This window comes from Streptomyces sp. NPDC029292, assembly GCF_055569295.1.
This window is the reverse complement of the sequence record NZ_JBVHXR010000027.1, coordinates 34,271-59,756: the sequence shown is the minus strand read 5'-3', so window position 1 is coordinate 59,756 and position 25,486 is coordinate 34,271. Positions and strand designations below refer to the sequence as shown.

Genomic DNA, 25,486 nt, shown 5'->3' with positions numbered 1-25,486 from the left:
CACCAGCGGCTCAGCAAGACTCGTCACGCCCAGCGCAACGAGCAGCCAGAGCGGTTCGGTGGTTCCGGTGACGTCAGCTGAGCGCTGCGCGGGTGCGTAGCAGGAGTGCGATCCAGCTGCGGTAGGGCTTCCATCGGTCGGCGATCTCGGCCAGCCGGTGCACGTCGTGGGAGCCGGTCTCGCCGAGGTCGTATGCGTCGGCCATGGACGCGTGCAGTCGGGGTTCGTGGCGGGGGAAGACGTCGGGGTGTCCGGCGCCGCGGATGAGAATGAGTTCGGCGGAGAAGGGACCGATGCCGGGCAGGGTGCGCAGCGCAGCGAGGGCGTCGTCCGCCGGCATCGCACGCAGTCGTGCGGCGTCGAGTTGGCCGGCGGCGGCTGCTTCGGCCAGTGCGTGCAGCCGCTGGACCTTCACGTCGGTCAGGCCGGGGAAGCGGCTGATCTCGCGCAGGGCCGGCGGGGCGGGGAAGGCGTGCAGGGTCTGGCCCGCGATCTGGACACGCTGTCCGTGCTGCTCGGCGAGGCGGGCCTTGACGGCGGCGGCCTGGATCATGCGGATACGGTGGCCGATGACCGCCCATGCGGCGGCTTCGTAGGGCGAGGAGAAGCACACCGGCCGAAGTCCCGGATAGTCCGCCATGAGCCCGGCCACCACGGGATCGACCGTGGCGAGTGCCAGGAAGCCGCTGCCGTCGACATCGAGCGAGAGAATGCGGGCGAGCTGGGCCCGGACGGCGTTGTCGGTCCCGTCCCCGGCCGGCACAGGGGCCGCCGGGGACGGGACCGCGTCGCCGGGGTGGACGGTGAACTCGGCCCGTACCCTGCCTGTGGTGCCGTCTGCCGTCTCCTCCTGCCGCACCGCGACGGCGATCGTCGAGTGGCCGTCGTCGGCGGGAAAGGCCAGGCGCAGCATCCCGTCCGCCGCCCTGCGGTGGCGCGCGGGGGTGAAGCCTTCCAGGAACCGCACACTCGCCGCGAGCGAGAAGGGGCCGGATGGGGTGACGGCGACGGCGGTCACGGCCGTCAGCCTCCGTGTGCCGTGATGGCGTAGCCCTCGGGACCGGTGAAAGTGAACGTGCGGCCGAAGGGACTGTCCTTGGGCGCGCTGATGATGGGCACTCCGGCGGCGGCGAGCTGATCGTGCAGTTCCTGGGCGTCAGAGGTGCGGAACCACAGGGCCACCCCGAGACCGGGCTGGGCGGCGTCGAGATCCACGCCGGGCAGCGGCTCGCGGACGGCGAACGGGATCGGTTCGGTGGCGAACACCACTGCACCGGGAGGCGAGGCGGGTGCCCGTCGCAGTCCGAGGTGCTTTTCGCAGAAGGCGGCGGCTGCCTCGACGTCCCGTACCTGCAGAGCGATGAAGTCAGGGCCGTCGACGGTGACACTCATGGGTTCGTCCTCGATTCTTCGATGTCAGGACTTTGACATGCGTGACTGTATGCACGGCGATTGCCTATGTCAAAATCCTGACATGAAAGATCTGGAGCCCGTCGAACCGCCCCATCCCGCTGATGACGTCACCGAGCATGTGGGATACCGCCTCAAGCGCTCCGCTGCGGCGCTGCGAGGTGCCATGGACAAAGCGCTGCGCGAGCACGGCCTGACGGTGCCGCAGTACGCGTGCCTCGAACTCCTCGACCAGCAGCCCGGCCTGTCCAACGCCGAACTGGCGCGCGGCACATTCGTCACCCGGCAGTCCATGAACGTCGTCCTCCGCGGTCTCCAGGACGCGGACCTGATCTCCCGGCCCGCCACCACCGACCACGGCCGCGCCCTTCCGGCTCACCTCACCGCAGAGGGCCGTCGCCGTCTCGACGCGGCCCGGTCCGCCGTCTACGCCATCGAACGGCAGATGGTCGACGCGATCCCGCAGCGGCGCCTGGCCGCCCTCCTCGCCGACCTCGACCGCATGGCGGCGGCTCTCGGCGGATAACCCGCCGACCCGCCGTCAGGCCCAGCGCGACGAACCACCAAGCCGACGGAAGCGCCCTCTGACGGGCCATCCGGTGACGAACGAGGCGCCCACGTCAGGCCGTTACCCCTTCGGACAAGGACCCTCTCGTCCACCTCGGCTCGCACTCCTCGGAGAGTGCCGTGTTGATCTATCGGCACTCCGACGAGGAGCGGCAGCGCGAGGTGGCTGCCGGACTCGAGGGGATGGTGCGCACTCAGCGTGCGAAGCACCACAAGGACAACCCCGCGCACCACAAAGAGGAGCCCTCCGAGAGCCAATGGTGAAGCGACGGCGCTTGGGCGGTCTTTATAGCCTTGACCTGCGCAAATGTCTTGCAAGTGCGGCGCCGCGAGGGCCGTCTCGCACCTCTGTTGACCGTGGTTGTCCGCCCTTACGGGCACGGATTGGGCATGGCTTCGGCCCACGCGGTTTTCCGCGCCTGCCGCTATGGGCCGGATCACATGTCCTGGCTACGGTCGGGAACGGGACTGACGGGCTCAGCTGAGGAGACGTCACCGGTCGGGATCCCCGTACTCCGTCTCGGGCACGCCGATGTCCGAGAAGATGTCCCATGCCTGCTGCCTCATCAGTTCAGCGGCGGCGCCGTCGGTCTTCCGGTGAGCGCGGGCGAGTGCCGTGAGGGTGCGGGCCTCGCCGAGTCGGTGGCCGGTCTCGCGGTGTACGGCGAGGGCCTCCTGGCCGAGCTCGACGGCTGTGCCGTGTATTTCCTCGGCCTCCGCCGTCTCGCACAGGGCTGTCAGGGCCTGGCCCTCCACCACGCGGAACGAGTGGTCGCGAGCCAGGGCCAGCGCCTGTTCGGCGTGGGCGCGGGCCTCGTCGTACCGGCCCGTTTCCTTGTAGGTGAGGGAGAGGCACAGGAGGCTGTCCGCCTCGGCTCGTCTGAATCGCGCCTCGCGGGCGAGGGCGAGAGCCTGCTCGCCGGCCTGAAGAGCCCGGTCCAGCTGTACCAGTCGTCGGCGGGCGGCTGCGACCGTGTTGAGGATGCCGGACTGAACCCAGTGTCGTTTCGTGTCCTCGACCAGCGCGAAGGCTCGCTCGGCCTGCTCCAGCCCTTCGTCGTGGCGGCCGAGTGCGACATTGATCTTCGCGATGGCGTCGAGCATCATCGCGTGGCCGTCGCGGTAACCGGCCCGCTTGTCGGAGGCCACCTCTGGGCCGAGGAGGTCGAGTCCGTCGGTGAGATGGCCGAGTTCCCAGTACACCCCGCCCAGGATCTGCAGGGCCGAGCCGGCGTCCCACCAGCTGACCTCCGTCTCAAGGCCGACAGCACGTTCGAGATGGTCGGCGGCCTCGTGCAGCCGGCCCAGATCCCGACAGGCCATACCGAGGCCGACCACCCCGAATCCTTCGAAGTAGCGATTCCCGGTCTCACGGAAGATGCGCAGGCCGGCGGTGAAATCGTCGTGAGCACCATCGAGGCGCGCCATGCTCCAACGCGCGAAGCCTCTGAGGCCGAGACCCGACGCCTCGCCCGTCGCCCAACCGAGCTCCCGGCTGATGTCCAGTGCGCGTGTGGCGTGTTCCATCGCCTGTCGGACATGCCCCCGGTCCCACCGCGCCGCTGCAAGGCTGGAGTGCATCGCTGCCTGGCCGAACAGATCACTCTCGGTCTCGGCCGCGTCCAGTGCCGTCTGCGCGGTGGTCTGCCAGGTCTTCCGTGGCAGATGGATCCAGAAGTGGCTGAACAGTGCGGAGGCCAGGTGCCAGGCGACGGGGCGGGGGCCGTGGTGGGCGGCATGGTTGATGACGGCGAGCAGATTCGCCCGTTCCGCATCCAGCCATTGTCCGGGTGCGATGGCCGACGGCATGCCCGGGTGCCTGCCGGGACGGAGGCTGCCGGGCAGCTCCGGAAAGAGCCCAGCCCCCGCGGTGGTTCGGGTGGCGTTCAGGTACCAGATCAGGAGTCGTTCGAGGGCGGCTTCACGGTCCGGCGCCGCCTCCTCCACCAGCGCACACTCCTGTGCGTACTCGCGGAGGAGATCGTGGAACCGGTAACGCGCCGCCGTCGCGGGTTCGATCAGGTGGGCCGAGGCCAGCGCACCGATCAGACGCCGGGCCTGCGGCAGCGGCGCGTCCAGGAGAGCCGCCGCGGCCTCGGTGGTGAACTCCGTTCCCGGGAACGGGCCGAGCAGACGGAACAGCCGGCGTGCGCCGGGTGCCAGGACCCGGTACGACACCGAAAAGGCCGTACGCAAAGGAGAGTTGGCGTCACCGTCCGGCTGCAGTGCCTCCAGCCTGTTGCCCTCGGTCATCTCGGCGACGAGGTCGGCCGTCCGCAGGGCCGGATCGCTCGCGAGCCTGGCGGCGGCCACGCGCAGGGCCAGGGGGAGGCTGCCGCAGAGCCGGATCAGTTCGTCGACCGCGTGTTTGTCGTCGTCGACCCGGTCCGTGCCGAGGGTCCGGCTCAGCAGTGCGCGGGCCTCGTCCGGCTGGAGGAGGTCCAGGGGCAGGGCGTGGGCGCCGTCGTGGGCGACGAGGTCGCCGAGCCGGTTGCGGCTGGTGACGAGGACGCTGCAGGTCGGGCCGGACGGCAGCAGCGGACGTACCTGCTCGGCCGAGGCCGCGTTGTCCAGCAGGACGAGCATGCGCCGGTCGGCCAGCAGAGTCCGGAACACGCGGCCCTGGGCCTCGTGGTGCGGGGGGATCTCCGACGCCGCGAGCCCCAGGCTGCGCAGCAGCAGTTCAAGGGCCTCACCGGGTTCGAGGGGCTGCCGGTCGTGGTCGAAGCCGTGCAGGTTGACGTAGAGCTGGCCGTCCGGGAAGCGGTCGCGGACCTGGTGTGCCCAGTGCACGGCCAGCGCGGTCTTGCCGATGCCGGCGGCGCCGCCGATGGCGGAGATGACCACGGTGTTCGCCGTCCCTTGCGCCCGCGCGGGCGCAAGCAGCGAGTGGAGTCGGCCGAGTTCGCCGGTGCGGCCGGCGAAACCCGGAGTGTCGTGCGGGAGTTCGGCGGGCACGGCGCTCTCGCGCGGTGCGGAGAGCACCGACGGGGGCGGACGCAGGAGGAAGGCGTTGTCCTGGCGCAGTACCGCTTCGTGCACCCGGCGCAGTTCCTCACCGGGATCGGTTCCGAGCTCTTCACGCAGTCGTACGCGCAGGTCTTCGTAGGTTTTGAGTGCTTCCGCCTGACGTCCGCGGCCGTACAGGGCCCGCATGCGCAAAGCCGTCAGCGACTCGTCGTAGCGGTCAGCCGCCGAAGACGCCGACAGCCCGCTCAGGTCGTCGAGGGCATCGCCGAACCGGCCCAGCAGGACCAGACACTTGAGCCGCTCCAGCCGGAACGTCAGTCGGCGTTCCTCCAACCGCTGCCGCTCCTCCTGCGCGAATGGTCCCGGCAGCCCGGCCAGGGGCTCGCCCCGGAACAGCCCGATGGCTGCGGAGAGTTGATTCGCGGCGGTAGCCAGGTCGCCCGACGCGACGGTGCGCAGCGCCTCGTCGCCCCGTTCGTCCAGATCCGCCGTATCGAGCCTGACCTCCTCGACGACGAAGCGGTACCAGCCCTTGCCGCTGCGGATCACCGACTCCGCGGGCGGGGTGCCTTCCGGATCGAGCACCCTGCGCAGCGAGTTGACGTGAGTGGGCAGCACCTTGTGGCCGCCTGCGGGAGGATCCTCGCCCCACACCGCGTCGACCAGCCGCTCATGACTCACCACGGCCCCTTGGCGCAGCAGCAGAGCGGCCAGCACGGCCTGCCGCTTGACCGGCCCCAGCTCCAGCGGCGCCCCGCCCCGCCATGCCCGTAACGGTCCGAGCACTTCTAACCGCAGCAGCTGAGGAGATCCGTCGTCCACCCCGAAGCCTCCGCTCCCCTACGTCATCGGAATTTCATCAGAATTGCAGCACCCCCAGCCATGGTGATGGACACGACATCGCACAACCCGCACAACCGAAGGGGGGTCCGCGTGACCGAAGTGGAGTTGGTGGCCACCGCGTTGGCCATGGGGGCGGCGGCCGGACTCACCGACACCTCACGAGGAGTCCTCCAGGACCTCCACACCGTGCTGAGGGAGGCGGTCCGCCGACGGTTGTCCGGTGGCGGCGACGGCGTGCGGGGCGGATACGGCGTACGGGTGCTGTACGCGTACGAGACGGACCCCGATGTGTGGCGGACCCGGCTGCTCCAGGTCCTGGCCTCCGGGCTGGAGATGGACGAGGAGATCCTCGGGGCGGCCCGCGCAGTGCTCCGCGCGGACCGGAGGAAAGGGCACATCGCCGCGGTCGAGGTCGGTTGATGACGGAGATCAAGGCAGCCGCGTACCGCGCCCGCAAGAGGACCGCGCCCGTGGCGGCCCACTGACCGCGAGGTCGTCAGCTCCGTACCGGCTTACGTGCCGTCGGCTCACTCGCCGTCGCGCGGAGGTGCTCGATGCCGGTGTCGAGAGCCGCCTTGAGGTGGGTCGAGTCGCCCGTGGACAACATGATGGTCACGCCTCCCTGAATGCCTGCCAGAAGCGCGGCGGCTGTCCGGTCCACATCAAGGGCCGGCGACACCAGGCCGTTCGTCTGGAGGGCGCGCATCCCGCGGGCGAGCTGCTGCTGCCATTGGCGCATCAGCTCCGTCACGATCGCCCGTGCACCCGGGCGGGACCGCCCGACCTGCAGGAACAGTGCCCCCAAGGGGCAGTGGTCGCCCTGGAGTTCATACCGCTCCACCACAACATCCCGCCACTGCTGCCAGGACGCCCACGAGTCCAGACGCCCCAGGTGCGGCTGCTGGTCCTCCAGGACGCGGTCCGCCTCGAACTGGGCCACCGCCAGCAGCAGTTCGTCCTTGCCGTCGGGGAAGTAGTGGAAGAGCTGGCTCTTGCTCGTGCCGGTGCGGCTGCGGATGTCGTCGAGCGTCGTGAAGGCGACACCCTGCTCGCGCAGCGCCTCGGCCGCCCCCTCGACGATGCGGGCCTGTGTGGCGCGGCCTTTCGCGGTCGGTGCGTTCGGCATCTGACCTCCTCTCCTCCTCCCGTCTCACTGTACCGCCATTCTGGACTTGCTGGTCCATTTCCTACGGCGCACAGTGGTTGGCACACTGCGAGACAAGGGAGATCGCGTCATGAGTGAACGACTGCGGAACAAGACGGCGCTGGTCACTGGGTCGACCAGCAATATCGGGCAGGCGATCGCCGAAGCGTTCGCTGCCGAGGGCGCCCACGTCATCGTGTCCGGGCGCAATCGGGAACGGGGGGCACAGGTCGTCGAAGGGATCCGCACGTCCGGTGGCCGGGCCGACTTCCTGGTGGCGGACCTCGACGGCAGCGCGGAGGCTTCCCGGGACCTGGCCGACCAGGCCCGTGAGACCTTGGGCGGGCGGATCGACATCCTGGTGAACAACGCCGGTATCTACCCGGCCCCCGGCACCACCGACACCGACGAGAAGACGTTCGACAAGGTCTACGGAGTGAACGTGAAGGCGCCGTTCTTCCTCACCGCTGCCGTCGTCCCGGCCATGACGGAGTCCGGTGGCGGGGTGATCATCAACCTCGGCTCGTGGATCGCGCGCCTGGGCGTTCCTCTCGGCGCGCTCTACAGCTCCACCAAGGGAGCCATGGAGACGCTCACGCGGGCGTGGGCCGCGGAGTTCGGCCCGATGGGCGTCCGGGTGAACGCCGTCTCGCCCGGCGTGATCCTGCCCCCGGCCCCGGAAGGCAGCGAGCCCCATCCGGGCGAGATCATGATGAAGGGCACACCGGCCGGTGGCGTCGGCACGCCGGACGCCATCGCGCATGCCGTGGTCTGGCTGGCCAGTGACGAAGCGGCCTTCGTGCACGGAACCGTGGTGGACGTCGACGGGGGCAGGACAGGGGTCGCCGTCATCGCCGCGTAGCGCGCGGACCCTGGGCCTTCCCGTCTCTGCCGCGTGCTTGCCATGGCGTCGGCAGCTCACGCCGCCCTCGGATCGCACTGGAAAACAAGCAAGGCCCAGGTCTTCGACCTGGGCCTTCTTCATGGAGCGGGTGACGAGAATCGAACTCGCACTCTCAGCTTGGGAAGCGACGGCGCTCGGGCGGGAGCTATGCCTCTGACCTGGGTATACGTCATCTCCTTGGGCGGTCGTGGGGGCCGGTTTGCGCCGCTGTTGACCGCTGTTTTCCGCGCTTAAGGGCACGCTATGGGCACGAAGCTCCGAGGAGGATCCTTGGCCTGCCCTGTAGCCCCGGCAGGCATGCGGAGAGGGCATTGCTGAGGTGCGCCGTGATGCGGTGTTGCGGCAGCACATGTCGGACCTCCCGGGAGCCCGCAGCACGAGACGCTGCCGGCGAGGTGCGGTTTGCTCGGCGCCAAGGACGCCGGAGCTGCGCCGTCTTCGGAGGTGTCAAGGCCCCTTCAGCTCATCGGGGTCCAGCGGCACGTCATCGAGGATCTCCACCGTCCACGTCTCTTGGAGGCGGTCCTCTTTGCCGGGGACTGTCCGGTCCGGAAGCGTGTTCATCACGTTGCTGATCCGAACGCCGAAACCGAGATGAGCTGCGGATTGGGCAAGCTCGTAAGCCTCCTTCAGCTCACCGATCATCATCAGCTGCTTGATCACCGGCGGGTCGGTTACGTATCCGTCCACGTCTTGACGTTCTTCCCCCACTGCCTCTCCTGCCAGCTCTGATCAGTTGAAAGTCCTGGTCGCCAGGGTGGCTGAGCGGCGACGACACGTACGGACGATGGTCGTTCTTGGGCGAGATTCGATCGTTTGGTGACTGGAAATTGCAGAGGTGTCCGCATTGAAGCGGCGCATTGTATGCGGCTCTCACCTAGAGGTAACCGGCTTCCCGGAGTGGCTCCCCTCGAACGAGGCATGCACCTCGACCGTGCCTGACGGGACGTCTATCAAGACAGGGGAGCTCAGCGGCGGGTCGTATCCCCGCCACGAGACCACAGCCCTTTGCTCATTTCGAGGAGGCGCAGTATGCCGGAGACGGCAGCAACAATCGACGACGCCAGGCGCACGGAGTCCCAGGGTGCGCAAGAGCGGCGGGTAGTCGGCGGAGTTCTCGCGTCGGAGAGCGGCAACCCGAACCGCTCGCCTGACGTCACATCCGACCCGGTGACGGACTTCGAGGCCCTCACCACCAAGTACGGCCTCCGCGTGGTGGAGTGGGACATGTCTGCCCTGGAGCCCGAACTCCGCGAAGCCTACGTCGCGCATTACCTGGAGCAGAAAGGCGACCGGATCTTCGCCGTCCCCGTCGGTCAGGACCCACGCACCCGTCTTTCAGCCCTCAATCACCTCCTCGCGCACCAGGAGGTGACACCGGTATGACACTTCGTGACACCTCCGTGTGCGTCTATGAGGGCGGCCCCGCCGTCACGGTCCGCACGGGCAAGACCGGCAACCAGTACGGGCTGTGTGCTTCGTGCGCCGACATCACCGAGCGTACCGACGCCGTCAGCGAGATCATGGAAGGCTTCCGAACCCGCATGCGGGAAGCCGGACGCCTCGACGAGCGCATAGAGGACTTCATCAACGGTGTAATCATCTGCGCGCCGCTGGCGCCGGGCAGCGACCCATTGGCCTGGATCAGCACCGTCTTTCATCACCTCGCCAAGAGGTGCGGAGTGGAAGCAGAGGTGACAGCAGCATGACGGCACCGCCCGCCGCGCATCTCATTGCCCAACTCAAGGCCAACCACGTCGCTGCTAACGCGGTCGGGCTCGGCAGCGCAGCCCTGGACGCCTGGTACGAGACGATCATCGATATCGTCACTGACTCTCCGGATCCGGAGGCCACCATCGGCGCCATCGCTCAGCTCATATCCCGCGAACGCCGCAAGGAACTCGCCTGTCAGCTCTACCGCGACTGCACCGAGACCGGGCCGCACTTCGATCACTGCCGTCACAATCTGAAGGTGGCGGGTAGCGACGAATACCCGGTTCTAGAGGCCGGCATGGTCGCTCTCTCGGGCGGGGACATGCAGCCGATCGTCTACATCCGCAACGAGGAGTTCGCGGATGCTGTCTCCGTCCGCGCGAAGACCACCGAGCTGAGGAACCTGCTGGATCAGGTTGATGAGATGGCCGACCGGGTCTTCGCTGACCACGAGGGCCGCTCGTGACGGCGACGACCACGAAGTTCGCCCTTGATACCCGTGATCACGTTGAATGCCCGTCCTAGTCTGCGGCGTCGCTCGACATCCCCCGCTGAGTAGCCCAGATCGAACTCTCCCTCGCCGTGGTCCAAGAGATGTCCGGTCGGCTGGAAGCCTCCGCCCGCCGCTGAGGGAACTTGAGGCGTAGAAGGGGCCGAGCCCGGTCGACATCCTGCCACTGCCCGCGCTGAGCCTTGCGGCGCGGTCCAATCGAAGTCCGTAGCTCATTACTGTAATACATCAATCCAGTACATGGACTACGCTTGGTACATGTCCATGAAGCGTACGAACGTCTATGCCGACCCCGAGGACCTGGCGATCATCAAGGAGGCGGCCAAGCGGCGGGGCATAAGCGAGGCCGAGATCATCCGTCAGGGGATCCATCTCGCGGCGATGGCGAACCGTGTCTGGGACGAGCCGCTGTTCTCGCGGACGTTCGAGGGGTCGGGGCGCACGCCGTCCAGGGCGGAGGTTCGTGACGTGGTCGCGGATGCCGTCCGCGGCGAGACGGACTCGGGAACTGCCGCGTGATCATCGTCATCGCGGACACGTCCGGCCTCCTGGCCGCGCTCGACTCGACGCACCCGGAGCACGGGGCTGCGAACGAGGCGATCATGGCGGCCGGTCTCCTGATCATGTCCCCGCTTCTGCTGGCGGAACTCGACCATGTGGCCACACGTGAGCTCGGGCGGGAGGCCGCCGTCAGCGCGGTCGACGACCTGCGGCGCTGGATGAGCCGGGGTCGTGTCGTGATGCCGGAGATCACGGAGGACCACTTGGGTGCCGCCCAGTCCGTCCGAGTCCGCTACGGCGCGCTCGACCTGGACCTCGCCGACGCGGTGAACGTGGTGCTCGCCGCCGACTACGACACCGATGCGATTCTCACCCTCGATCGACGCGACTTCCGGGCCGTACGCCCGTTGGGCCGGCACAAGGCGTTCCGGGTGCTGCCCGACGACCTCCCGCTCTGACACGAGATCCTCTGCGGCCAAGCGCCTGCATCCGCAAGCGACTTGGTCCCTTCCGTTCGCGACGCGCGGTGCGCGTCCGGCACCGTGCGGGACGGGCGGGCTGAGTGCTCTCACCGCGCGAGCCTGCCGATGGCCGATGTGAAGTCACAGGTCAGCGCCGTGCTGCAACGTGAGCGGGCTGCACCCGCAAGGCGCTCGTGCCCTCCACGTGCCCGATCTTTGAGTCCAGGGCTGCCGGCAAAACGCCGAAACGGCTCACCAATACACAAGCCCCAGGTCACTGACCTGGGGCTTCAAATAGAGCGGGTGACGAGAATCGAACTCGCACTCTCAGCTTGGGAAGCTTAGGTGATCTAGGGGTCGTCGCCTTGTTGACCTGCGTCCGGAGCAGGGTTGGCGCCCGTTCGGCCCCTGGCCCGTTTCCCGGTATTCCCCGTGGTTCTCCGCACGACCTGGCACGGATCTGGCACTGACCCCCAGGCGAAACGGTCAGGGGCCGTGGTGCCGCGCGGTGCCCGCTGGCCACCGTGGTTCCCCGCGACTCCCCGCACGATCGGGCACGGATAGGGACGGGCGACTTCTGTCACCGCTGCCGACATCGAGACGCGGTCATGCGCATCCGGCAGAGCCTGACCTGGCTCTGCCGGATGCGATTCACGTAGGTCAGTCCAGGGTCCGGTGACGACTACTCAGATCAGAGCGCCGGTTCTTGTCGGGCAAATTCGCTGCCGTCGTACGGGACGGGCGGGACGTCACCGGTGGTGTGAGGAACCACGGGGGTTGATGGTGGTGGGGTCGGTGGCGGTGTCGGGGGTGGTGTCGCCGCCTCCGGTGACGGTGGCGGTGTTGTTGACCGTGCCGGTGGGGGCGTTGCGGGCGACGCGGACCGTCAGGGTGATGGGCGGGTAGCTGTTCCCGGGGTTGAGGACGTCGCTGCGGGTGCAGGTGACGGTGGACCGGTTACAGCTCCATCCGGAGCCCCTGAGCCTGGCGGCGGTGATTCCTGTCGGGAGGGTGTCGCTAACGGTGACCGTGGTGCCGTCGGTTGGGGCAGTCCCCGTGTTGTCGACGGTGATGGTGTACTCGCCCCGCCTGCCTTGGGTGAAGTCCCCGGTGTGGGTCTTGTCGATGGTCAAGGACGGCGCCGACGGCGGCGGGGTGATCGGGTTGATCGCCACACTGATCGGGCCGCCGCCGACGGGGACGGTGTCGGTGACCGTGTTGGTGGCCGTATCGATCACCGACACATTGTCCGAGAATGAGTTGGTGACGTAGGCGTGCCCGCCGTCCGGGGTGATCGCGACACCGGTCGCTCCGGTGCCAGCGGGGCTGAGGGGGATGGTGGCGGTGACCGTGTTGGTGGCCGTGTCGATCACCGACACCTCATTCGTGCTGTTGCTGGTGACGTAGGCGTGATCGCCATCCGGAGTGATCGCCACACCGTGGCCGCTGACGGGGACGGTGTCGGTGATTGTGTTGGTGGCGGTATCGATCACCGCGACGCCCGAGTCCGAGTTGGTGACGTAGGCGTGCCCACCGTCCGGGGTGATCGCGACACCGGACATGGTTGTGCCGGGGGGGCCGACGGTGATGGTGTCGCTGACCGTGTTGGTGGCGGTATCGATCACCGACATTACGCCCGTGATCACTGTGGCGACGTAGGCGTGCCCGTCCGGGGTGATCGCGATATCGCTGGGGCGTGGAGTGACGGGGATGGTGGTGGTGACCGTGTTGGTGGCGGTGTCGATCACCGACACACTGTCCGAGTCGTTGGCGGTGTAGGCGCGGGTGCCGTCCGGGGTGATCGCGATACCGATCGGGCCGCCGGTGCCGAAGGTGATGGGGATGGTGGTGGTGACCGTGTTGGTGGCCGTATCGATCACCGACACATTGTCCGAGAGGAAGTTGGTGACGTAGGCGTGCTGGCCGTCCGGGGTGACCGCGACATCCCGTGGGTCGTCGCCGACGGTGATGCGGGGCAGGATCTCCGTGTTGGTGGCGGTGTCGATCACCGACACGTTGTCCGAGTTCGAGTTGGCGACGTAGGCGTTCGGGCCCGGGTCGGCCCAGGCCGGGGTCGAGACGATGGCCGGCAAGGCCAGTCCCGCCAGGATGGCCAGCCCGGCCATGCAGGCCCGCAGCCACGCCCATGGCCATGGGCGAAGCCCGCTGTTTTCGGGCCCCGGACCGCGATGCGACCCAGCCTGTTTGGTCTTGCGCCTGATCACCGGCACCTCCGCTTCACGCATAAGGGCGGCCTCCGTCGGCCATACCGATGGCGCCGACGACAAGCCGCAATCACGCACTGTGATCGCGCGTCAGCTTATGTGCCGCTTATTCGATTCTGGCGTTATGACATGGTTCATCCGGGTCAACTCGTACCGACGTGTCGTCTCCACGTCTACTCCGGATGTATGACACCGCAGCGGCTTCGCCATCAACAAGCGCATCCAGACCAGCTACTGAAGACGCGACAACGAGCGACCCGACATGTGAGGTCGGCGAAGTCTCAATGGCCACGTCAAATTGCCGGCGGACCTGAACGCCGCTCGATGCGAACTATGGGCAGGGCGGTCGTTGAGGTCTCGCGGGCTGGTCAGGACGTCGGTAGCGGTGGCTGACAGCCGTTCGTGGTCGCAAGGGTTGCTGTACTTCAGTGCTGTACGGGGTTGTCGGTGGCAGGTACTAACGTGCCCGCAGCGTCCCGTCGATCTTTGTACTCTTGAGGAGCCACGATGCCCGGAGACACACCCGAGTTGCCCGCGAAGGATCTGCGCACACTGATACCGGATTACGCGGGCCTTGCCCGGGAAACCACCCTCCTCAACCCGGAGCCCGGCGACCCTGGCGTGCGGGAGAGTTCGCTGGGAGGCAAGCTGCTGTGGCCCGCGGACGAGCCGTGGCCGTACTGCGCGCAGGAAGACCACTGGACGTACGGGGCCGACTGGCGCAACCGCACCGAGATTGTCCCGGGCGCCGTGCCGATGGTGCCGATCCTCCAGCTGTTCGCCCGGGATGTGCCGGGGTTGGAGTTCCCGGAGGGCATGGATCTGCTACAGCTGGTGTGGTGCGCGCTGATACATGAGCAGGACCCCGGGCCGGTGATGCCGCAGCTGTACTGGCGCAACGAGGCGGAGGTCGTGGCTGGAGGGCTGCTGTCCGAGATCCCCGGGGTGAGCGAGGGGGAGTACGACGAGGACCACATGCCGGAACCGTCCACGTTGTCCCCGACTACCGCGGAGGACTTTCCGAGGTGGCGGGATCTGCCCAAGGACATGTGGGAGACCTGGGAACCTCGTCTCCGGTTGCCGACGGGCCGCTCCGTGTGGCCACCCGACTCCAACATCATCGGGACGAAGGTCGGCGGCTGGCCCGCCTGGACGCAGCCTGCCGACTGGCCGAACTGCGAGTGCGGACACCGCATGGAGCACCTTCTGACCATCACCGGCGACATACAGTTGGGCGACTGCGGTGGCGTCTACTTCTTCCATTGCCGCCAGTGCCCCGGCCTCCCGTGGGACTGGCGCTTCGACTGCCACTGACAGCTGAGGTCGGTGGAGCGACTTTGGCCTGGAGCTGCTTTGGCGCGAGTAATCACAGCCCTGTTAAGTCGAACGCTGCCGTGCCACGGTGGTGCACCTAGCGGAGCGCCCACGACGGGCTGAGCCACATCGCGGCAGCAGCTGCTCCCCCTCAGCCCATCCCTCGGCGTTGGTCCGCTCACGCTCCCGCATCCGTGACGGTGGCGGTACGGCGATCTGCCCCCGCCGGCCGTTTCCGCCCGGCTTCGGCGCCCGCCCCAAGGCCACCCCTTCCGCCGCCAGCCTGATTCGACAGCACAACAGCTATGGCCGCGGACGGCTGCGCTCGGGCCGCGTAAACCGCCCAGCGATGCCGCTTCAGTCGGCCAGGCTTTCCAGCCCCAGCTTCGCCAAGCGGGACCGTATGGCGCTGGGCTTCCGGCCAAACCGCTCTCCGAGGACATCGAAATCGCGTTCACCTTGCTGATAGAGGGCCAGGAGCTGACCGTCGTCCTCGGATGACCAGGGGTGGCCCATCCTGGGGTACGTGGCCCGTAGCTGCTCGGGTGTCTCAGACGCCTTGCCGGGGCTGGGCTCGGGGCACACGGATTCGACGGTTTCCAGTGGGAAGTGTCCGACCTTGGCCCCGGCGAGCCAGAAGGTCAGGTGGCCTTCGTGGAAGGTGAGCCGGTCCGCATGGATGGTGACGGCTCGGCGTAGAACGTCGCTGTCAGTCGGGTCCGGGAAGTAGTCGGTGAGCGTCAGACGGAACGCTGAACGTGCTGCGGATGCCCCCATGCCCGGGGATCTTGCCAGGCACAACGGTTACGCGGGAGATCGTTTTTCGCCCTCTGCCCGCATGCACGCAGCGCGCCGCCGGGCGGGCCCGCCGCTGGCGAAGACAGAGCGGCGGGCCCGCCGACAAGGCGGCGCGCGCCCGCGCCGTGCGCGGGCCTTGAACCCGTAGAGAAAGTTGTTACCCAGGCTTCGGTTGGGGCGTGTCTAAGGCTTGTCCCGTAAATGATCTCTGACGTGCCGGATGGCCTGGCCGTTTGCCCGTTATTCCGCGAGGGCGAGGTTGTGCAGGCGGGCGATGCCGAGCATGGCGTGGTGGACGCCGTCGCCTTTCAGGCGGCAGTCGCGGAGGATCTTCCAGGTCTTCATGCGGGCGAAGGCGTGCTCGACACGGGCGCGGACCTTGCGGTGGGAGGCGTTGTGTTCCTCTTTCCAGGCGGGGAGTTCGGCCTGGCCTTTCTCGCGGCGGTGCGGGATGACCAGGCCGGTGCCCCGGTAGCCGCCGTCCGCAATGACCGTGGTGCGGCCGACGGTGTCCTTCGCGCCGGACAGCTCCCACGCCTTGCAGTCGTTGCGGTTGCCCGGCAGTGGCCGGCCGACCGCGACGACCAGGCGGGTGTCGGCGTCGATGACGACCTGGTGGTTGGTCGAATAGCGGTAGTTCTTCGACTGCTCGGCGACCGGGTGGTCGCGGGTGGGGACCAGAGTGCCGTCCACGATCAGCACGGCGTCGCGGCGGAACCGTTTGCGCGGCTGCAGTGCCAGCGACGGGCCGAGGTGATCGACGATCCGGTCGGCAGCTGACTTGGACACCCCGAACAGGGGCGCCAGTTGGCGTAGTGTCAGGTTCGTCCGCCAGTACGCGGTGACCAGCAGCACGCGGTCCTCCAGCGGCAGGCTCCACGGCCGGCCCTTGCGCACCGGATCCGCACCCTCGCGCCGCAACGCGGTGACCAGCTTGTTGAACTGACGCGGGCTCAGCCCGGTGAACGGGGCTATCCAGGACGGCTCCGACGCCGTGATCACGCCAGCCACACCAAGATCATCCTCTGTGGTGGTGGCTCTAGCGATACCCTGCGGAATCCGATGGCGCGACGCAGCTCCGGCGTCAAGAATCGCCGGATGCATGAAGTGAATCTGTCCGACGGGATCATTGCTCTGTCCCCGCTGCGCTTGGACGATACCGAGGCGCACCTCGCGGGGGAGGATGAGCCGCTGGTTCGCTGGCTCAGCGGCGGTCCCGGCACACGCGAGGGCGTCGAAGCGTACATCCGGCACTGCCGGGAACAGTGGGAGACCGCCGGGCCACTCCGCGCTTTCGGTATCCGGGTAGGCGCCGCCGAGGCGCTCGCGGGGACGATCGACCTGCGGTTCGCAGCAGAGGGCCTGGCTCCCGGCCAGGTGAATGTCGCCTACGGCCTCTACCCGTCCTGGAGGGGGCACGGCCTGGCCACCCGCGCGGTCCTCCTGGTCTCCCGGTACGCGGCAAGTGAGGGCGGGAACGAGGCGGTGATCCGGGTAGAGCCGGAGAACGCCGCATCTGCCGCAGTCGCCCAGCGGGCGGGGTTCATCCCCGGCAAGCACACGCACGGCGAAGACGGGACACGTCTCGACTGGTACATCCGGGACCTGTGCATCGAGACCCAGTGACGACCCCACTGCCCCCAAGCCGGCTTGAGGGCGTTTGGCAACGCGTGACCAGCGATTACGGGACAAGCCTTAGGCTGCGGTGGGTCCAGTTGGGATGCGCCAGAGCGGCGCCTCGTACTGCTCCGGTCGGCTGCTGAGCAGTAGGGCTCTGAGGTCCTGGCGTTGCTTGCCGTTGAGGCCGAATGCCTCGGTGATCCTGCGGAACGTCGTGTGTGTGATGCCACGACTGCGTGCTCCGGCTTCGAACTGATCGAGTTGCCGGAGCGTGGTTTCCGGGTCGAGCTTCTGTTCCGGCTGGTTGCCGAGCCAACTGGCCTTGTTCCGCTCGTAGTCGATCTCCGAGTAGCCGCAGATTTCGCGGCTGTACTGCTCGGCCGCCTCCAGGCTCTCCGTCGCGAGGAGGGCGCGGGCAAGCTCGTTGCGATTGAGCGCGTCGTCCAGGTCTGTTTCGTGGACGGTGGGGCCTTCATCGCTGAGCGGGACCGGCAGGCCCGCGTCCCTGACCTCGCAGAGGCCGCGGACTCCCCTGGCCGTTGCCGCCAACATGGCCGTTGCCTCGGAAGGGTGCCACTCGAGAACCGAGCTCACCGGTTCGACATGCTCGGCCGTGAACGTCAGAAGCACCGGGCCCATGCGGTCGTGCAAGTCCTCGGCCGGGATCTCTCCGTCCAGCCCAGGACCGGCGACCAAAAGCCTTACGGGTGCGTTGACTTGGCAGCACGCCGCCAGGGTGAGGGCATCGGCGAGCGGGCTGCGGAGCGTTGGTTCGTCGCCCTTGGCGAGGATGTCGCCGCCGACGTCCAGGAGGTCGATGGACTCGGGGGCCAGATGCTCGATGAGTTCTTCGAGTTGACGCGTGATGCCCTCGGCGCCGTGCACTGGATCGATCAGGGCGAAGGTGTGCGGCAGTTCGGCTGCCAGCCGGGGGAGTGTCGAGCCGGCGGGAGCGATTGCCCTTGCTTCGCTGGGTACTGTCCAGACACTTGGGGTGAGGGGACGTAGGCCCGTGAAGTTGGCCGGCCCTCGTGGCCCTGGCACCGGATCGATCAGCAGGCGGTCCCACGCGTACGTGAGGATCACCGCCGGACTTCCGCCACCTCCGTAGAGGGCTGCGTCGAGCATTGCGGCGGCGACTGCGTCGCCCCCTCCTCCTGCTGCCACGATCAAGCGCGTCACCCGCGTCAGCGTACGGGTTCCCCTGCTGACCACTCACCCTATAGTGGCTACTGGTCATAGCCACTTAGGGAAGGGGCTCCGATGCCGCAGATCGAAGAGACCCAGCCCAAGTACCTCCAGATCGCTCACCACATCCGCGATCAGATCTTGCGAGGCGACTTGAGGCCTGGCGACGAGGTTCCCTCGGAGCGGCAACTCGCGGCTTCCTGGAACGTTTCGCGGCCCACGGCAGCTCGGTCGCTGGAGGCCTTGAGCCATCAGGGACTGGTCGAGAAGCGGCAAGGGTCGGGTACCTACGTGCGCGGACTTGCCGTGAACCGGCGGGCCCGGGAGCTCTACGGCCGGGCCAAGCAGACCGGCAAGATCTACACGGCTGGCGAGTACGCGGTGATCACGTCGGCCGGATGGCTTGAGGCTCCGGACTACGTGGCCGAGTCGCTGAGTCTGGCGCCTGGTACCCGAGCTGTTCACCGCCGTCGTGTGACCAAGAACGAGTCTGGGCCCATCACGATCTCCACCTCATGGTTCAGTGCCGATGTCGGTGAGCGTGCCCCCAAGCTCCTTGATCCTGAACGGATTCAGGAGGGGACGCTCATGTACGTAGAGGGCATGACGGGCCGTCAAGGCAGCTATGCCGAGGATCGGATGTGCGCCAGGTTGGCAACCGACGATGAGGCCGCTGATCTCGAACTCGGCGCGGGTTCAGCAGTCCTGATTGTCCATCACGTGGTCTATGACATGCAGGATCGCCCCTTGGAGTTCGCCGAGGCGACTTACCCGCCCGGCCGTTGGGCGTTCGAGCAGGGCTACCCGATCAGCTAGAAAGTCGCGCCTCTCTCGGCGAACCGCTTGTGGCTGCGAGTGGCTAATGCCACTATCCAGTAAGTGGCTAAGGCCACTTGACCGGAAGGGGCATGAGCGTGAGCCAGGAGCGCGCGGAGTTACGGCACGTGTCGCGGGAAGCGGACTGCCGTGGAAGCCGTGAAAACGACCTGTCCAGTCGGCGCCCACGAGTTCGAGGGCATTCAGCAGCCGCCTCATTTGAGTAGGCTGGTTGACAGGTTGACTTGGCGGATTCTCACTAGGCGGAGCTATGGCGTACGAGGTGGCTGCACCCAAATATGTGCGGCTGGCGCAGACGCTCCAGGGGCGCATCGAGGACGGTACGTACCCGCCGGGGAGTCGCGTCCCCAGTGAGAATCAGCTTGTCCAGGCCTTCGGCATGTCCCGCCCCACTGTCGTCCGCGCTCTGGAGCTACTGAAGCGCGATGGCTGGCTGGAGTCCCGGCAGGGGTACGGAACGATCGTCCGTGGGCGCCCCGAAGTGATCGAGCGGAAGGATCAGCGGGGGCGCGAGGCGCTGGAACGTGATGAGTCGGCCACCCCCGGGCGTCTCATTGAGGTCGGGCAGGTGTCTGTGCCTCCGCGGGTCGCTTCGTTTCTCGGTGTTCCGAAGCGGACCAAGGTGCTCGTCCGGCGGCTGCTGGTCGAAGAAGAGGGAGAGCCGGTTGAGCTTTCCTCCTCCTACTTCCCCGTTGGCCTTGCGGAGGGCACTGACCTCGCTGACTCGACTCCGCTCGCGGAGGGGCTGCGAGCGCACTTGGAGGCGCGAAAGAAGGTCCGCTTCGACCACGTCACGGAGCGGGTTTCGGCTCGGATGCCGAGCAGCGAGGAGGCGGACCTCTTGGCGCTGCCCAAGGGGGAACCCGTCCTGAGCGTGCTCGTGGTGGCCTGTGACGTGTCCGGGCAGGCCTTGCAGGTCACGGATGTGCTGCTGCCTGCCGATCGGCAGGAGCTGGAAGACACTTACCGACTTAGCTGACTGAGTCCAGAGTCCCCTAGCTGGCGTCGCGTCCGACACCGCGATCGGGTGCGCTCATGTCCCCCGTCCCGGGCGTGCCATCGGCGAGCCCGTAGCGCAGGTACACGGTGCCCTTCGGACTGGCTACGGGCGGTTCGAGGAGTGTGACGTTCGTGGGCACCGCGCCACCGTCGAACACCTTCTTCCCGACGCCGAGCACGATCGGGTGCACCCAGAGGTCGAGACGGTCGAAGAGCTTCTCGCGAAGGAGGGTCTGCACCAGGTTCAGGCTCCCGACGACCTTCACGTGCTCGTGCCGGTCACGGAGCTCGCGCACCGCGCCGGCCAGATCCGGGCCGAGCTGCGTGGACCCGGCCCACGAGAGGTCGGGCCTGCCGCGGGAGGCCACGTACTTCGGGACGCTGTTGAAGAGGGTGGCGATCTCGTTGTCCTCGCCGCCCTTCTGGTGCGGCCAGTAGGCGGCGAAGATGTCATACGTCCGCCGGCCGAGCAGGAGGGCGTCCGTGCCCTCGTACGCGGCACCGATCTGGGCCCCGGCGACCTCGTCCAGCAGGGGCGCCTGCCAGCCGCCGAAGGGGAACTCCGCAGGGTCCTCCTCGGGGCCACCGGGCGCCTGCCCGACGAGGTCGAGGGTTGCGAACATCTCGACGTGGATGAGGCCCATGTCGTACTCCCGGTGAGTTGGTTGTCTCTGTCAGGAGGTAGACCCGTGGGCGCCGTCAGACTCATCGCTGCGACGGTATCCAACTCTACTCACTTGACAAGTTAACCTGGCATCCTCGAACTTGCTAAGTCAACCTGTCAGGTCGTCTGGTGGGTGTCTACGAAGGAGAAGTTCTGTGCGTGTGATCCGAGTTGAGACCTCGTCCGCGACGATCCTGCTGACCGAGGCTCCTGAGCCCAAGGTCAAAGATCGCCAGACGGGCGAGATCGCCAAGGACGCTCTCAGCGGTGAGGCGTTGATGAAGGTCGGCGTCGTCTACATCGACGAGGGGGAGTCGTCGCTCCTCGCGGTGACCGTTCCGGAGAGCGGGGTGACTGACGGCCTGGTCGTCGGAGCTCCGGTGTCCCTGCCCGGCCTCATCGCCCGGCCGTGGGAAAGCGTCTTCAGCGGGCAGGCCCGCCACGGCATCGCCTACCGGGCGGCCGCCGTGGTCCCCGGCGTCTTCCCGGCCGGACAGGGGAACTGATCTCGTGTCCGAGCTGATGACGCTGGTCGAGCTGGGCGGGCCGCACGCCGCGATAGGCGGGGCGGTCTACGCCCGGAAGGCACACCCGGCGGTCTACTGGGCCACGGTCGGGCTGCCGTCGTCTGTGGCGCGGCTGATGGCCTCGTACGGCTCCACCATGGATGCCTGCGGGCTGACGGTCGCACCGTCCCGACTGCGAGCTCTGGCCGTACGGGCAACCACTCGCCGTGAGGTTCGCCCGGTGCCTCCGCGGCGGGGTCTGATCCGCCCGACCTCCACGGGGCTGCGGGTCCGGCTTCGGCTGGCTCCCGGTCAGGAGCCGGCGGACGTGGCCGCCGCGTGTGAGCGGCTTCGGCACGCCTGGGGTGTTCACGCCGTGCATGTTCGCGACGTCAAGCCGGGCGTGGTCGAGCTGCGGTTGGTCGGCTTCGACGTGCTGCGGAAGGTGAAGATGCCCCGCCGGGGCGAGCATGACGTCTTGGCGGTACCGGTGGCTTTGAGAGAGGACGCGACCGTGTTCGTCCGCGACTACCGGGCCGTCCCTCACCAACTCGTCCTCGGCGCAACCTTGTCGGGGAAGTCGATGTTCCTGCGCAACTTGCTGGCCGGCCTGGCGGCGCAACCGGTCGCGCTGGTCGGAATCGACTGCAAACGCGGCGTTGAGCTGGTGCCGTTTGCTCCGCGGCTCTCCGCCCTCGCCACAGACTCGAAGGAGGTCGCCGAACTGCTGCCCCTGCTCGTCCAGGAGATGGAGGACCGATACGACCTGATCAAGGCTCGGCAGGGCATCGCGCCCGGGACCCCGGACGAGGAGATCACCTCGGACGTGTGGGGGCTGCCGGAACACGAACGCCCGGCGCCGATCGTGCTGTTCGTGGACGAGGTCGCCGAACTCTTCCTCGTCGCCACGCGCAAGGACGAGGAGCGACGGGACGAGATGGTGACCCATTTGATCCGGCTCGCCCAACTCGGCCGGGCTGCGGGCATCTACCTGGAGATCTGCGGGCAGCGCTTCGGCGCCGAGCTGGGCCGGAACGGATGAACGGGCGGCGCGTGCAGGGCGACACCAAGTCCGAGGCAGGCGCACGGACGGTGGTCCTTCCCGCGTTCCTCCACCGTGAGCTGCGCTGGCACCTGGAGTCATACGGGGAGCCGGGGGCTGACGGTCTGCTCTTCGTCGGCGAGAAGGGTGCTCCCTTCCGGCGCAGTACCTTCGGCCGGAAGTGGAGAAAGGCACGTGAGATTGTTGGCATGCCCGAGGGCTTCCGGTTCTACGATCTCCGGCACACCGGGCACACGCTGTCCACGCGCTCCGACCCTTAAGGACACGATGGTCCGGGCCGGGCAGTCCTCTGAGAAGGCGGCGCTGATCCATCAGCACTCTGACGACGAGCGCCAGGAGGAAGTGGCCGCAGGCCTGGACGCCACGGTTCGGAAGGCTCGGGCCACGGCCGCGAGGAAGGCGCCCGACAAGCCTTCTGGCACGGATCTGGCACGCGGCGAGTGATCGTCGCAGACAGCAAAAAGGCCCAGGTCGTTGACCTGGGCCTTTGCCATGGAGCGGGTGACGAGAATCGAACTCGCACTCTCAGCTTGGGAAGCTGATGTTCTACCACTAAACTACACCCGCGTAAGACGCCGGCCGAGCCGGTGTCGAATGCTCGCTCACTCTACCTCATGCCTGGCCCCCGGCGCTGAAGCCCGTGGGGCCAGAGCGCGTTTCGGAGGGTGGATGTGGCTGCGGGGGACCGGAGTTGGGGCGTACGGTGGAGGCCTGGAAGAGGGCCTGGGTGGGACCGGAGTGCCGCCTGGAGGGCCGTCCCTTTCATCCCGTAATGTGGCTTTCGTCGTCAGACACGCCAGTGCCTGACGAAGGCTCTTGGGGAAGGGACTCTGAGGACTTGATGGAGCGCACCGTCGTCCGTTGTGCCGAGGGGCACATGTTCAGCACCACTTCGTTCCCGATGCAGCAGGCCGAGCGGCTCGGTCCTGGTCGGCTGCTCCGGTGTCCGCGGTGTGCGCGGCTCCGGAATGTCGTTCCGGTGGAGTTGGAAAAGCGGTAGCGAGCAGCGGTAGCCGACAGCGGTAACGCCGAAGTGGCAGGCGCGCGGACCGTCACGATTGTGGCCGGTCCGCGCGCCTTGCGTATCCTCAGGGCGTGCTTCTCTCAGACAAGGACATCCGGGCCGAGATCGACGCCGGGCGGGTCCGGATCGATCCCTACGACGAATCCATGGTGCAGCCGTCGAGCATCGACGTGCGGCTCGACCGCTACTTCCGGGTGTTCGAGAATCACCGCTACCCCCACATCGATCCGTCCGTCGAGCAGGCGGATCTGACGCGGCTCGTCGAGCCCGAGGGCGACGAGCCGTTCATCCTGCATCCCGGTGAGTTCGTGCTCGCCAGTACGTATGAGGTCATCTCGCTGCCTGATGATCTTGCCTCGCGGCTGGAGGGGAAGAGTTCGCTCGGGCGGCTGGGGCTGGTCACCCACTCCACCGCCGGGTTCATCGATCCCGGGTTCTCCGGGCATGTGACGCTCGAGCTGTCCAATCTCGCGACCCTCCCCATCAAGCTCTGGCCGGGCATGAAGATCGGGCAGCTGTGCATGTTCCGGCTCAGCTCGCCGGCCGAGTTCCCCTACGGCAGCGACCGGTACGGGTCCCGCTACCAGGGGCAGCGGGGGCCGACCGCCTCCCGCTCCTTCCTCAACTTCCATCGGACCCAGGTGTGAGGGCGTGAGCATGTCCCAGGCGCGTGAGAACCTCACCTACGAGGGGTTCGGGGCCGCGGTGCGCGAGCTCGCCCAGACCATCGCCGACGACGGGTACGAGCCCGACATCGTGCTCTCCATCGCCCGTGGGGGTGTGTTCGTCGCGGGCGGGCTCGCCTACGCCCTCGACTGCAAGAACATCCACCTGGTGAACGTCGAGTTCTATACGGGGGTGGGGACGACGTTGGAGATGCCGGTCATGCTCGCTCCCGTCCCCAACGCCATCGACTTCTCCGACAAGAAGGTCCTGATCACCGACGACGTCGCCGACACCGGCAAGACGCTGAAGCTCGTGCACGACTTCTGCGTCGACGCCGTCGCCGAGGTCCGCAGCGCCGTGATCTATGAGAAGTCCCACTCGCTGGTGAAGTGCGAGTACGTATGGAAGCGCACTGAGGAGTGGATCAACTTCCCGTGGTCCGTGTTGCCTCCGGTTCGCAAGGCCGGCACACCGATCACGCCGTCGCGGGACGCTCTGTAAGGACGTAGGGCGTAAGGCGTAAGGCCTCGCCCGACCTGCCTTGGCACTCGTTCGACCTGCCTTGACGCGCCCCCTCGGCCCCTGCCGGGTTCCGAGAGGGCGTGTTCGCGTCGGCGGAGATTCTTCAGCTGCGGACGACGGCCTCGCAGTTCGTGACGGTGTCGAGAGCGGCTGAGTCCGCGACCACGAGGTCGGTGCCGCCGTCGCAGTCGACGACGTCACGGCCGCGGTTGCTGCTGACGATCGTGTCGTTGCCTCCGCCGCCTTGGAACGTCACACCCAGCGGCCCTGTCCCGGGGTGGCCGTCGGGGTCGGTGAGCCGGTCGGCGGCTGCCCCGCCGACGATGGTGTCCTGTCCCGGTCCGCCGTCGATGTCGCTCGGGATCGAGGTCCCGTTCACTGCTTGATCGTCGCCGGCGCCGAGAGCGGCGCGGATCCGGGTGAGGCCGGCGGTCGCCCCGCAGGTCACCGTGTGGATGTCGGGCCCCTGGGTGCAGCCGGGACCGGCGAAGAGGTTGCTGATGGTGTCCATGACGACGAGGGTGCCGCCGACCGTCGTGAAGGAGACCGAGTTCTGTTCGGTGCCCACTCCGGCGAAGAGGATTTGGCTGCCCTGCCGGGTGACGTAGGCGGGGTTCGCGCTCGCCGGTTGGGCGACCGTGAGCGTCAGCGCGAGCGCGCCCAGCGCGGGTCCGACTACCTTCGCTCGGCGCAGGAGGCGTGCAGTTCTCGGGTTCATTCGTGCGATCTTTCTGTCCGACCGCAACCGCACAACCGCGATGCGCTCCGAGACGTGAGCGTGCTGTCGGAGGCCGCGGTCGTCACGTCGCGGAGCTGGTCGCGGACCGTGCGGTGGGTCCGCCTGCTCATCCCGTACCCGAGCCACCGCCGCACTCGTACGCCAAGCCGATGAATGCACTCCGCTGTCGCATGCGTTCACACGGGTGCACTCCCGGGGCGGCAGGGAAGACCTTCCGGCGGTACGCGCGAGAAAACGCGAGGGGCCCCGCCGACGACCAGTCGGCGGGGCCCCTCGGGTGTGGTTCGACTACGTATC

Annotated in this window: 27 protein-coding genes, 1 tRNA gene and 2 pseudogenes; 18 read left to right on the top strand and 12 right to left on the bottom strand. The window is 67.7% G+C overall.

Going from position 1 to position 25,486, the window contains the following annotated elements; translation table 11 throughout:
- Positions 1–73: 73 nt before the first annotated feature.
- Together ACZ4WS_RS41090 and ACZ4WS_RS41085 are read right to left on the bottom strand one after the other, a co-directional pair.
- Complete coding sequence (locus tag ACZ4WS_RS41090) at positions 74–1,018, bottom strand: DNA-3-methyladenine glycosylase family protein (protein WP_467988295.1); 945 nt, start codon at positions 1,016–1,018, stop codon at positions 74–76.
- Between the two features lie 5 nt (positions 1,019–1,023).
- Complete coding sequence (locus ACZ4WS_RS41085; RefSeq protein ID WP_467988294.1) at positions 1,024–1,392, bottom strand: VOC family protein; 369 nt, start codon at positions 1,390–1,392, stop codon at positions 1,024–1,026.
- Positions 1,393–1,474: 82 nt separating this feature from the next.
- On the opposite strand from ACZ4WS_RS41085, the gene ACZ4WS_RS41080 reads away from it, so the two are divergent.
- Both ACZ4WS_RS41080 and ACZ4WS_RS41075 read left to right on the top strand, forming a co-directional pair.
- Entirely contained in the window at positions 1,475–1,936 is a 462-nt protein-coding gene (locus ACZ4WS_RS41080) for a MarR family winged helix-turn-helix transcriptional regulator (RefSeq protein ID WP_467988293.1), read from the top strand.
- 161 nt (positions 1,937–2,097) lie between these two features.
- Positions 2,098–2,241, top strand: coding sequence for a hypothetical protein (locus ACZ4WS_RS41075; RefSeq protein WP_467988292.1), 144 nt, complete (start codon positions 2,098–2,100; stop codon positions 2,239–2,241).
- A 228-nt stretch (positions 2,242–2,469) separates the two neighbouring features.
- Here ACZ4WS_RS41075 and ACZ4WS_RS41070 read toward each other — a convergent pair whose 3' ends face one another.
- Positions 2,470–5,769: an AfsR/SARP family transcriptional regulator gene (locus ACZ4WS_RS41070; RefSeq protein WP_467988291.1), complete on the bottom strand. Its 3,300-nt coding sequence runs from the start codon at positions 5,767–5,769 to the stop codon at positions 2,470–2,472.
- Positions 5,770–5,880: 111 nt separating this feature from the next.
- On the opposite strand from ACZ4WS_RS41070, the gene ACZ4WS_RS41065 reads away from it, so the two are divergent.
- Positions 5,881–6,210 (top strand): hypothetical protein, encoded by a 330-nt coding sequence (locus ACZ4WS_RS41065; RefSeq protein ID WP_467988290.1) that lies wholly within the window; start codon positions 5,881–5,883, stop codon positions 6,208–6,210.
- A gap of 76 nt (positions 6,211–6,286) precedes the next feature.
- Here the strand turns inward: ACZ4WS_RS41065 and ACZ4WS_RS41060 are convergent, their stop codons facing one another.
- Positions 6,287–6,916 carry a TetR/AcrR family transcriptional regulator gene (locus ACZ4WS_RS41060; RefSeq protein WP_467988289.1) on the bottom strand — a complete coding sequence of 210 codons (630 nt, stop codon included), beginning with the start codon at positions 6,914–6,916 and terminating at the stop codon, positions 6,287–6,289.
- Between the two features lie 109 nt (positions 6,917–7,025).
- Between ACZ4WS_RS41060 and ACZ4WS_RS41055 the strand changes: the two genes are divergently transcribed.
- Complete coding sequence (locus ACZ4WS_RS41055) at positions 7,026–7,796, top strand: SDR family NAD(P)-dependent oxidoreductase (protein ID WP_467988288.1); 771 nt, start codon at positions 7,026–7,028, stop codon at positions 7,794–7,796.
- A gap of 489 nt (positions 7,797–8,285) precedes the next feature.
- Here the strand turns inward: ACZ4WS_RS41055 and ACZ4WS_RS41050 are convergent, their stop codons facing one another.
- A complete protein-coding gene (locus ACZ4WS_RS41050) occupies positions 8,286–8,549 on the bottom strand; it encodes a hypothetical protein (protein WP_467988287.1) in 264 nt (87 codons plus the stop codon).
- Positions 8,550–8,870: 321 nt separating this feature from the next.
- Between ACZ4WS_RS41050 and ACZ4WS_RS41045 the strand changes: the two genes are divergently transcribed.
- From ACZ4WS_RS41045 to ACZ4WS_RS41025, 5 genes are all read left to right on the top strand, one after another.
- Positions 8,871–9,224: a hypothetical protein gene (locus ACZ4WS_RS41045; protein WP_467988286.1), complete on the top strand. Its 354-nt coding sequence runs from the start codon at positions 8,871–8,873 to the stop codon at positions 9,222–9,224.
- Positions 9,221–9,547 carry a hypothetical protein gene (locus ACZ4WS_RS41040; RefSeq protein ID WP_467988285.1) on the top strand — a complete coding sequence of 109 codons (327 nt, stop codon included), beginning with the start codon at positions 9,221–9,223 and terminating at the stop codon, positions 9,545–9,547. Before ACZ4WS_RS41045 ends, ACZ4WS_RS41040 begins: the two co-directional genes overlap by 4 nt.
- Positions 9,544–10,017, top strand: a complete 474-nt coding sequence (locus tag ACZ4WS_RS41035; protein ID WP_467988284.1) for a hypothetical protein — start codon at positions 9,544–9,546, stop codon at positions 10,015–10,017. Before ACZ4WS_RS41040 ends, ACZ4WS_RS41035 begins: the two co-directional genes overlap by 4 nt.
- A gap of 303 nt (positions 10,018–10,320) precedes the next feature.
- A complete protein-coding gene (locus ACZ4WS_RS41030; RefSeq protein ID WP_467988283.1) occupies positions 10,321–10,581 on the top strand; it encodes a ribbon-helix-helix domain-containing protein in 261 nt (86 codons plus the stop codon).
- On the top strand, positions 10,578–11,021 hold the full coding sequence (locus ACZ4WS_RS41025; RefSeq protein WP_467988282.1) for a PIN domain-containing protein: 444 nt from the start codon (positions 10,578–10,580) through the stop codon (positions 11,019–11,021). The genes ACZ4WS_RS41030 and ACZ4WS_RS41025 overlap by 4 nt, the downstream gene beginning before the upstream one ends.
- 752 nt (positions 11,022–11,773) lie before the next feature.
- Here the strand turns inward: ACZ4WS_RS41025 and ACZ4WS_RS41020 are convergent.
- Positions 11,774–13,270, bottom strand: coding sequence for a YVTN family beta-propeller repeat protein (locus tag ACZ4WS_RS41020; protein ID WP_467988281.1), 1,497 nt, complete (start codon positions 13,268–13,270; stop codon positions 11,774–11,776).
- A 486-nt stretch (positions 13,271–13,756) separates the two neighbouring features.
- Here ACZ4WS_RS41020 and ACZ4WS_RS41015 point away from each other — a divergent pair, with 486 nt between their 5' ends.
- A complete protein-coding gene (locus ACZ4WS_RS41015; RefSeq protein ID WP_467988280.1) occupies positions 13,757–14,563 on the top strand; it encodes a DUF1963 domain-containing protein in 807 nt (268 codons plus the stop codon).
- Between the two features lie 357 nt (positions 14,564–14,920).
- Here ACZ4WS_RS41015 and ACZ4WS_RS41010 read toward each other — a convergent pair whose 3' ends face one another.
- Together ACZ4WS_RS41010 and ACZ4WS_RS41005 are read right to left on the bottom strand one after the other, a co-directional pair.
- Positions 14,921–15,340: a hypothetical protein gene (locus ACZ4WS_RS41010; protein ID WP_467988279.1), complete on the bottom strand. Its 420-nt coding sequence runs from the start codon at positions 15,338–15,340 to the stop codon at positions 14,921–14,923.
- A 261-nt stretch (positions 15,341–15,601) separates the two neighbouring features.
- Positions 15,602–16,372, bottom strand: a complete 771-nt coding sequence (locus ACZ4WS_RS41005) for a transposase (protein ID WP_467988278.1) — start codon at positions 16,370–16,372, stop codon at positions 15,602–15,604.
- 87 nt (positions 16,373–16,459) lie between these two features.
- Between ACZ4WS_RS41005 and ACZ4WS_RS41000 the strand changes: the two genes are divergently transcribed.
- Complete coding sequence (locus ACZ4WS_RS41000) at positions 16,460–16,987, top strand: GNAT family N-acetyltransferase (protein WP_467988277.1); 528 nt, start codon at positions 16,460–16,462, stop codon at positions 16,985–16,987.
- 69 nt (positions 16,988–17,056) lie between these two features.
- Here the strand turns inward: ACZ4WS_RS41000 and ACZ4WS_RS40995 are convergent, their stop codons facing one another.
- On the bottom strand, positions 17,057–18,109 hold the full coding sequence (locus ACZ4WS_RS40995) for a DUF1152 domain-containing protein (RefSeq protein ID WP_467988381.1): 1,053 nt from the start codon (positions 18,107–18,109) through the stop codon (positions 17,057–17,059).
- 135 nt (positions 18,110–18,244) lie between these two features.
- Here ACZ4WS_RS40995 and ACZ4WS_RS40990 point away from each other — a divergent pair, with 135 nt between their 5' ends.
- Positions 18,245–18,985: a GntR family transcriptional regulator gene (locus ACZ4WS_RS40990; RefSeq protein ID WP_467988276.1), complete on the top strand. Its 741-nt coding sequence runs from the start codon at positions 18,245–18,247 to the stop codon at positions 18,983–18,985.
- A gap of 271 nt (positions 18,986–19,256) precedes the next feature.
- Positions 19,257–19,985 (top strand): GntR family transcriptional regulator, encoded by a 729-nt coding sequence (locus ACZ4WS_RS40985; protein ID WP_467988275.1) that lies wholly within the window; start codon positions 19,257–19,259, stop codon positions 19,983–19,985.
- A 16-nt stretch (positions 19,986–20,001) separates the two neighbouring features.
- Here ACZ4WS_RS40985 and ACZ4WS_RS40980 read toward each other — a convergent pair whose 3' ends face one another.
- Positions 20,002–20,649: a dihydrofolate reductase family protein gene (locus ACZ4WS_RS40980; RefSeq protein ID WP_467988274.1), complete on the bottom strand. Its 648-nt coding sequence runs from the start codon at positions 20,647–20,649 to the stop codon at positions 20,002–20,004.
- A gap of 175 nt (positions 20,650–20,824) precedes the next feature.
- Between ACZ4WS_RS40980 and ACZ4WS_RS40975 the strand changes: the two genes are divergently transcribed.
- The 3 genes and pseudogenes from ACZ4WS_RS40975 to ACZ4WS_RS40965 form a co-directional block, all read left to right on the top strand.
- The gene (locus ACZ4WS_RS40975) at positions 20,825–21,175 is read left to right on the top strand and encodes an SCO3933 family regulatory protein (RefSeq protein WP_467988272.1); all 351 of its coding nucleotides are present in this window, start codon (positions 20,825–20,827) and stop codon (positions 21,173–21,175) included.
- A gap of 4 nt (positions 21,176–21,179) precedes the next feature.
- Positions 21,180–22,208, top strand: a pseudogene (locus ACZ4WS_RS40970) (FtsK/SpoIIIE domain-containing protein); the annotation flags it as partial.
- A pseudogene (locus ACZ4WS_RS40965) lies at positions 22,193–22,682 on the top strand (tyrosine-type recombinase/integrase); the annotation flags it as partial. The pseudogenes ACZ4WS_RS40970 and ACZ4WS_RS40965, both read left to right, overlap by 16 nt.
- 49 nt (positions 22,683–22,731) lie before the next feature.
- On the opposite strand, the gene ACZ4WS_RS40960 reads toward ACZ4WS_RS40965, so the two are convergent.
- Positions 22,732–22,805 (bottom strand) — tRNA-Gly (locus ACZ4WS_RS40960).
- Between the two features lie 528 nt (positions 22,806–23,333).
- On the opposite strand from ACZ4WS_RS40960, the gene dcd reads away from it, so the two are divergent.
- Complete coding sequence (gene dcd / locus ACZ4WS_RS40955) at positions 23,334–23,909, top strand: dCTP deaminase (RefSeq protein WP_010985889.1); 576 nt, start codon at positions 23,334–23,336, stop codon at positions 23,907–23,909.
- A 10-nt stretch (positions 23,910–23,919) separates the two neighbouring features.
- Positions 23,920–24,429, top strand: a complete 510-nt coding sequence (locus ACZ4WS_RS40950; RefSeq protein ID WP_467988380.1) for a phosphoribosyltransferase — start codon at positions 23,920–23,922, stop codon at positions 24,427–24,429.
- Positions 24,430–24,553: 124 nt separating this feature from the next.
- On the opposite strand, the gene ACZ4WS_RS40945 is transcribed toward ACZ4WS_RS40950, so the two are convergent.
- Complete coding sequence (locus ACZ4WS_RS40945; protein WP_467988271.1) at positions 24,554–25,168, bottom strand: hypothetical protein; 615 nt, start codon at positions 25,166–25,168, stop codon at positions 24,554–24,556.
- Positions 25,169–25,486: the final 318 nt, after the last annotated feature.

Bases quoted from the DNA above. Each gene is read 5' to 3' on its own strand.
- ACZ4WS_RS41085 (WP_467988294.1), bottom strand. From the start codon at position 1,392: ATGAGTGTCACCGTCGACGGCCCTGACTTCATCGCTCTGCAGGTACGG.
- ACZ4WS_RS41080 (WP_467988293.1), top strand. From the start codon at position 1,475: ATGAAAGATCTGGAGCCCGTCGAACCGCCCCATCCCGCTGATGACGTC.
- ACZ4WS_RS41060 (WP_467988289.1), bottom strand. From the start codon at position 6,916: ATGCCGAACGCACCGACCGCGAAAGGCCGCGCCACACAGGCCCGCATC.
- ACZ4WS_RS41055 (WP_467988288.1), top strand. From the start codon at position 7,026: ATGAGTGAACGACTGCGGAACAAGACGGCGCTGGTCACTGGGTCGACC.
- ACZ4WS_RS41045 (WP_467988286.1), top strand. From the start codon at position 8,871: ATGCCGGAGACGGCAGCAACAATCGACGACGCCAGGCGCACGGAGTCC.
- ACZ4WS_RS41040 (WP_467988285.1), top strand. From the start codon at position 9,221: ATGACACTTCGTGACACCTCCGTGTGCGTCTATGAGGGCGGCCCCGCC.
- ACZ4WS_RS41035 (WP_467988284.1), top strand. From the start codon at position 9,544: ATGACGGCACCGCCCGCCGCGCATCTCATTGCCCAACTCAAGGCCAAC.
- ACZ4WS_RS41030 (WP_467988283.1), top strand. From the start codon at position 10,321: ATGTCCATGAAGCGTACGAACGTCTATGCCGACCCCGAGGACCTGGCG.
- ACZ4WS_RS41020 (WP_467988281.1), bottom strand. From the start codon at position 13,270: ATGCGTGAAGCGGAGGTGCCGGTGATCAGGCGCAAGACCAAACAGGCT.
- ACZ4WS_RS41015 (WP_467988280.1), top strand. From the start codon at position 13,757: ATGCCCGGAGACACACCCGAGTTGCCCGCGAAGGATCTGCGCACACTG.
- ACZ4WS_RS41010 (WP_467988279.1), bottom strand. From the start codon at position 15,340: ATGGGGGCATCCGCAGCACGTTCAGCGTTCCGTCTGACGCTCACCGAC.
- ACZ4WS_RS41000 (WP_467988277.1), top strand. From the start codon at position 16,460: ATGCATGAAGTGAATCTGTCCGACGGGATCATTGCTCTGTCCCCGCTG.
- ACZ4WS_RS40995 (WP_467988381.1), bottom strand. From the start codon at position 18,109: ATGCTCGACGCAGCCCTCTACGGAGGTGGCGGAAGTCCGGCGGTGATC.
- ACZ4WS_RS40990 (WP_467988276.1), top strand. From the start codon at position 18,245: ATGCCGCAGATCGAAGAGACCCAGCCCAAGTACCTCCAGATCGCTCAC.
- ACZ4WS_RS40985 (WP_467988275.1), top strand. From the start codon at position 19,257: ATGGCGTACGAGGTGGCTGCACCCAAATATGTGCGGCTGGCGCAGACG.
- ACZ4WS_RS40980 (WP_467988274.1), bottom strand. From the start codon at position 20,649: ATGGGCCTCATCCACGTCGAGATGTTCGCAACCCTCGACCTCGTCGGG.
- ACZ4WS_RS40950 (WP_467988380.1), top strand. From the start codon at position 23,920: ATGTCCCAGGCGCGTGAGAACCTCACCTACGAGGGGTTCGGGGCCGCG.
- ACZ4WS_RS40945 (WP_467988271.1), bottom strand. From the start codon at position 25,168: ATGAACCCGAGAACTGCACGCCTCCTGCGCCGAGCGAAGGTAGTCGGA.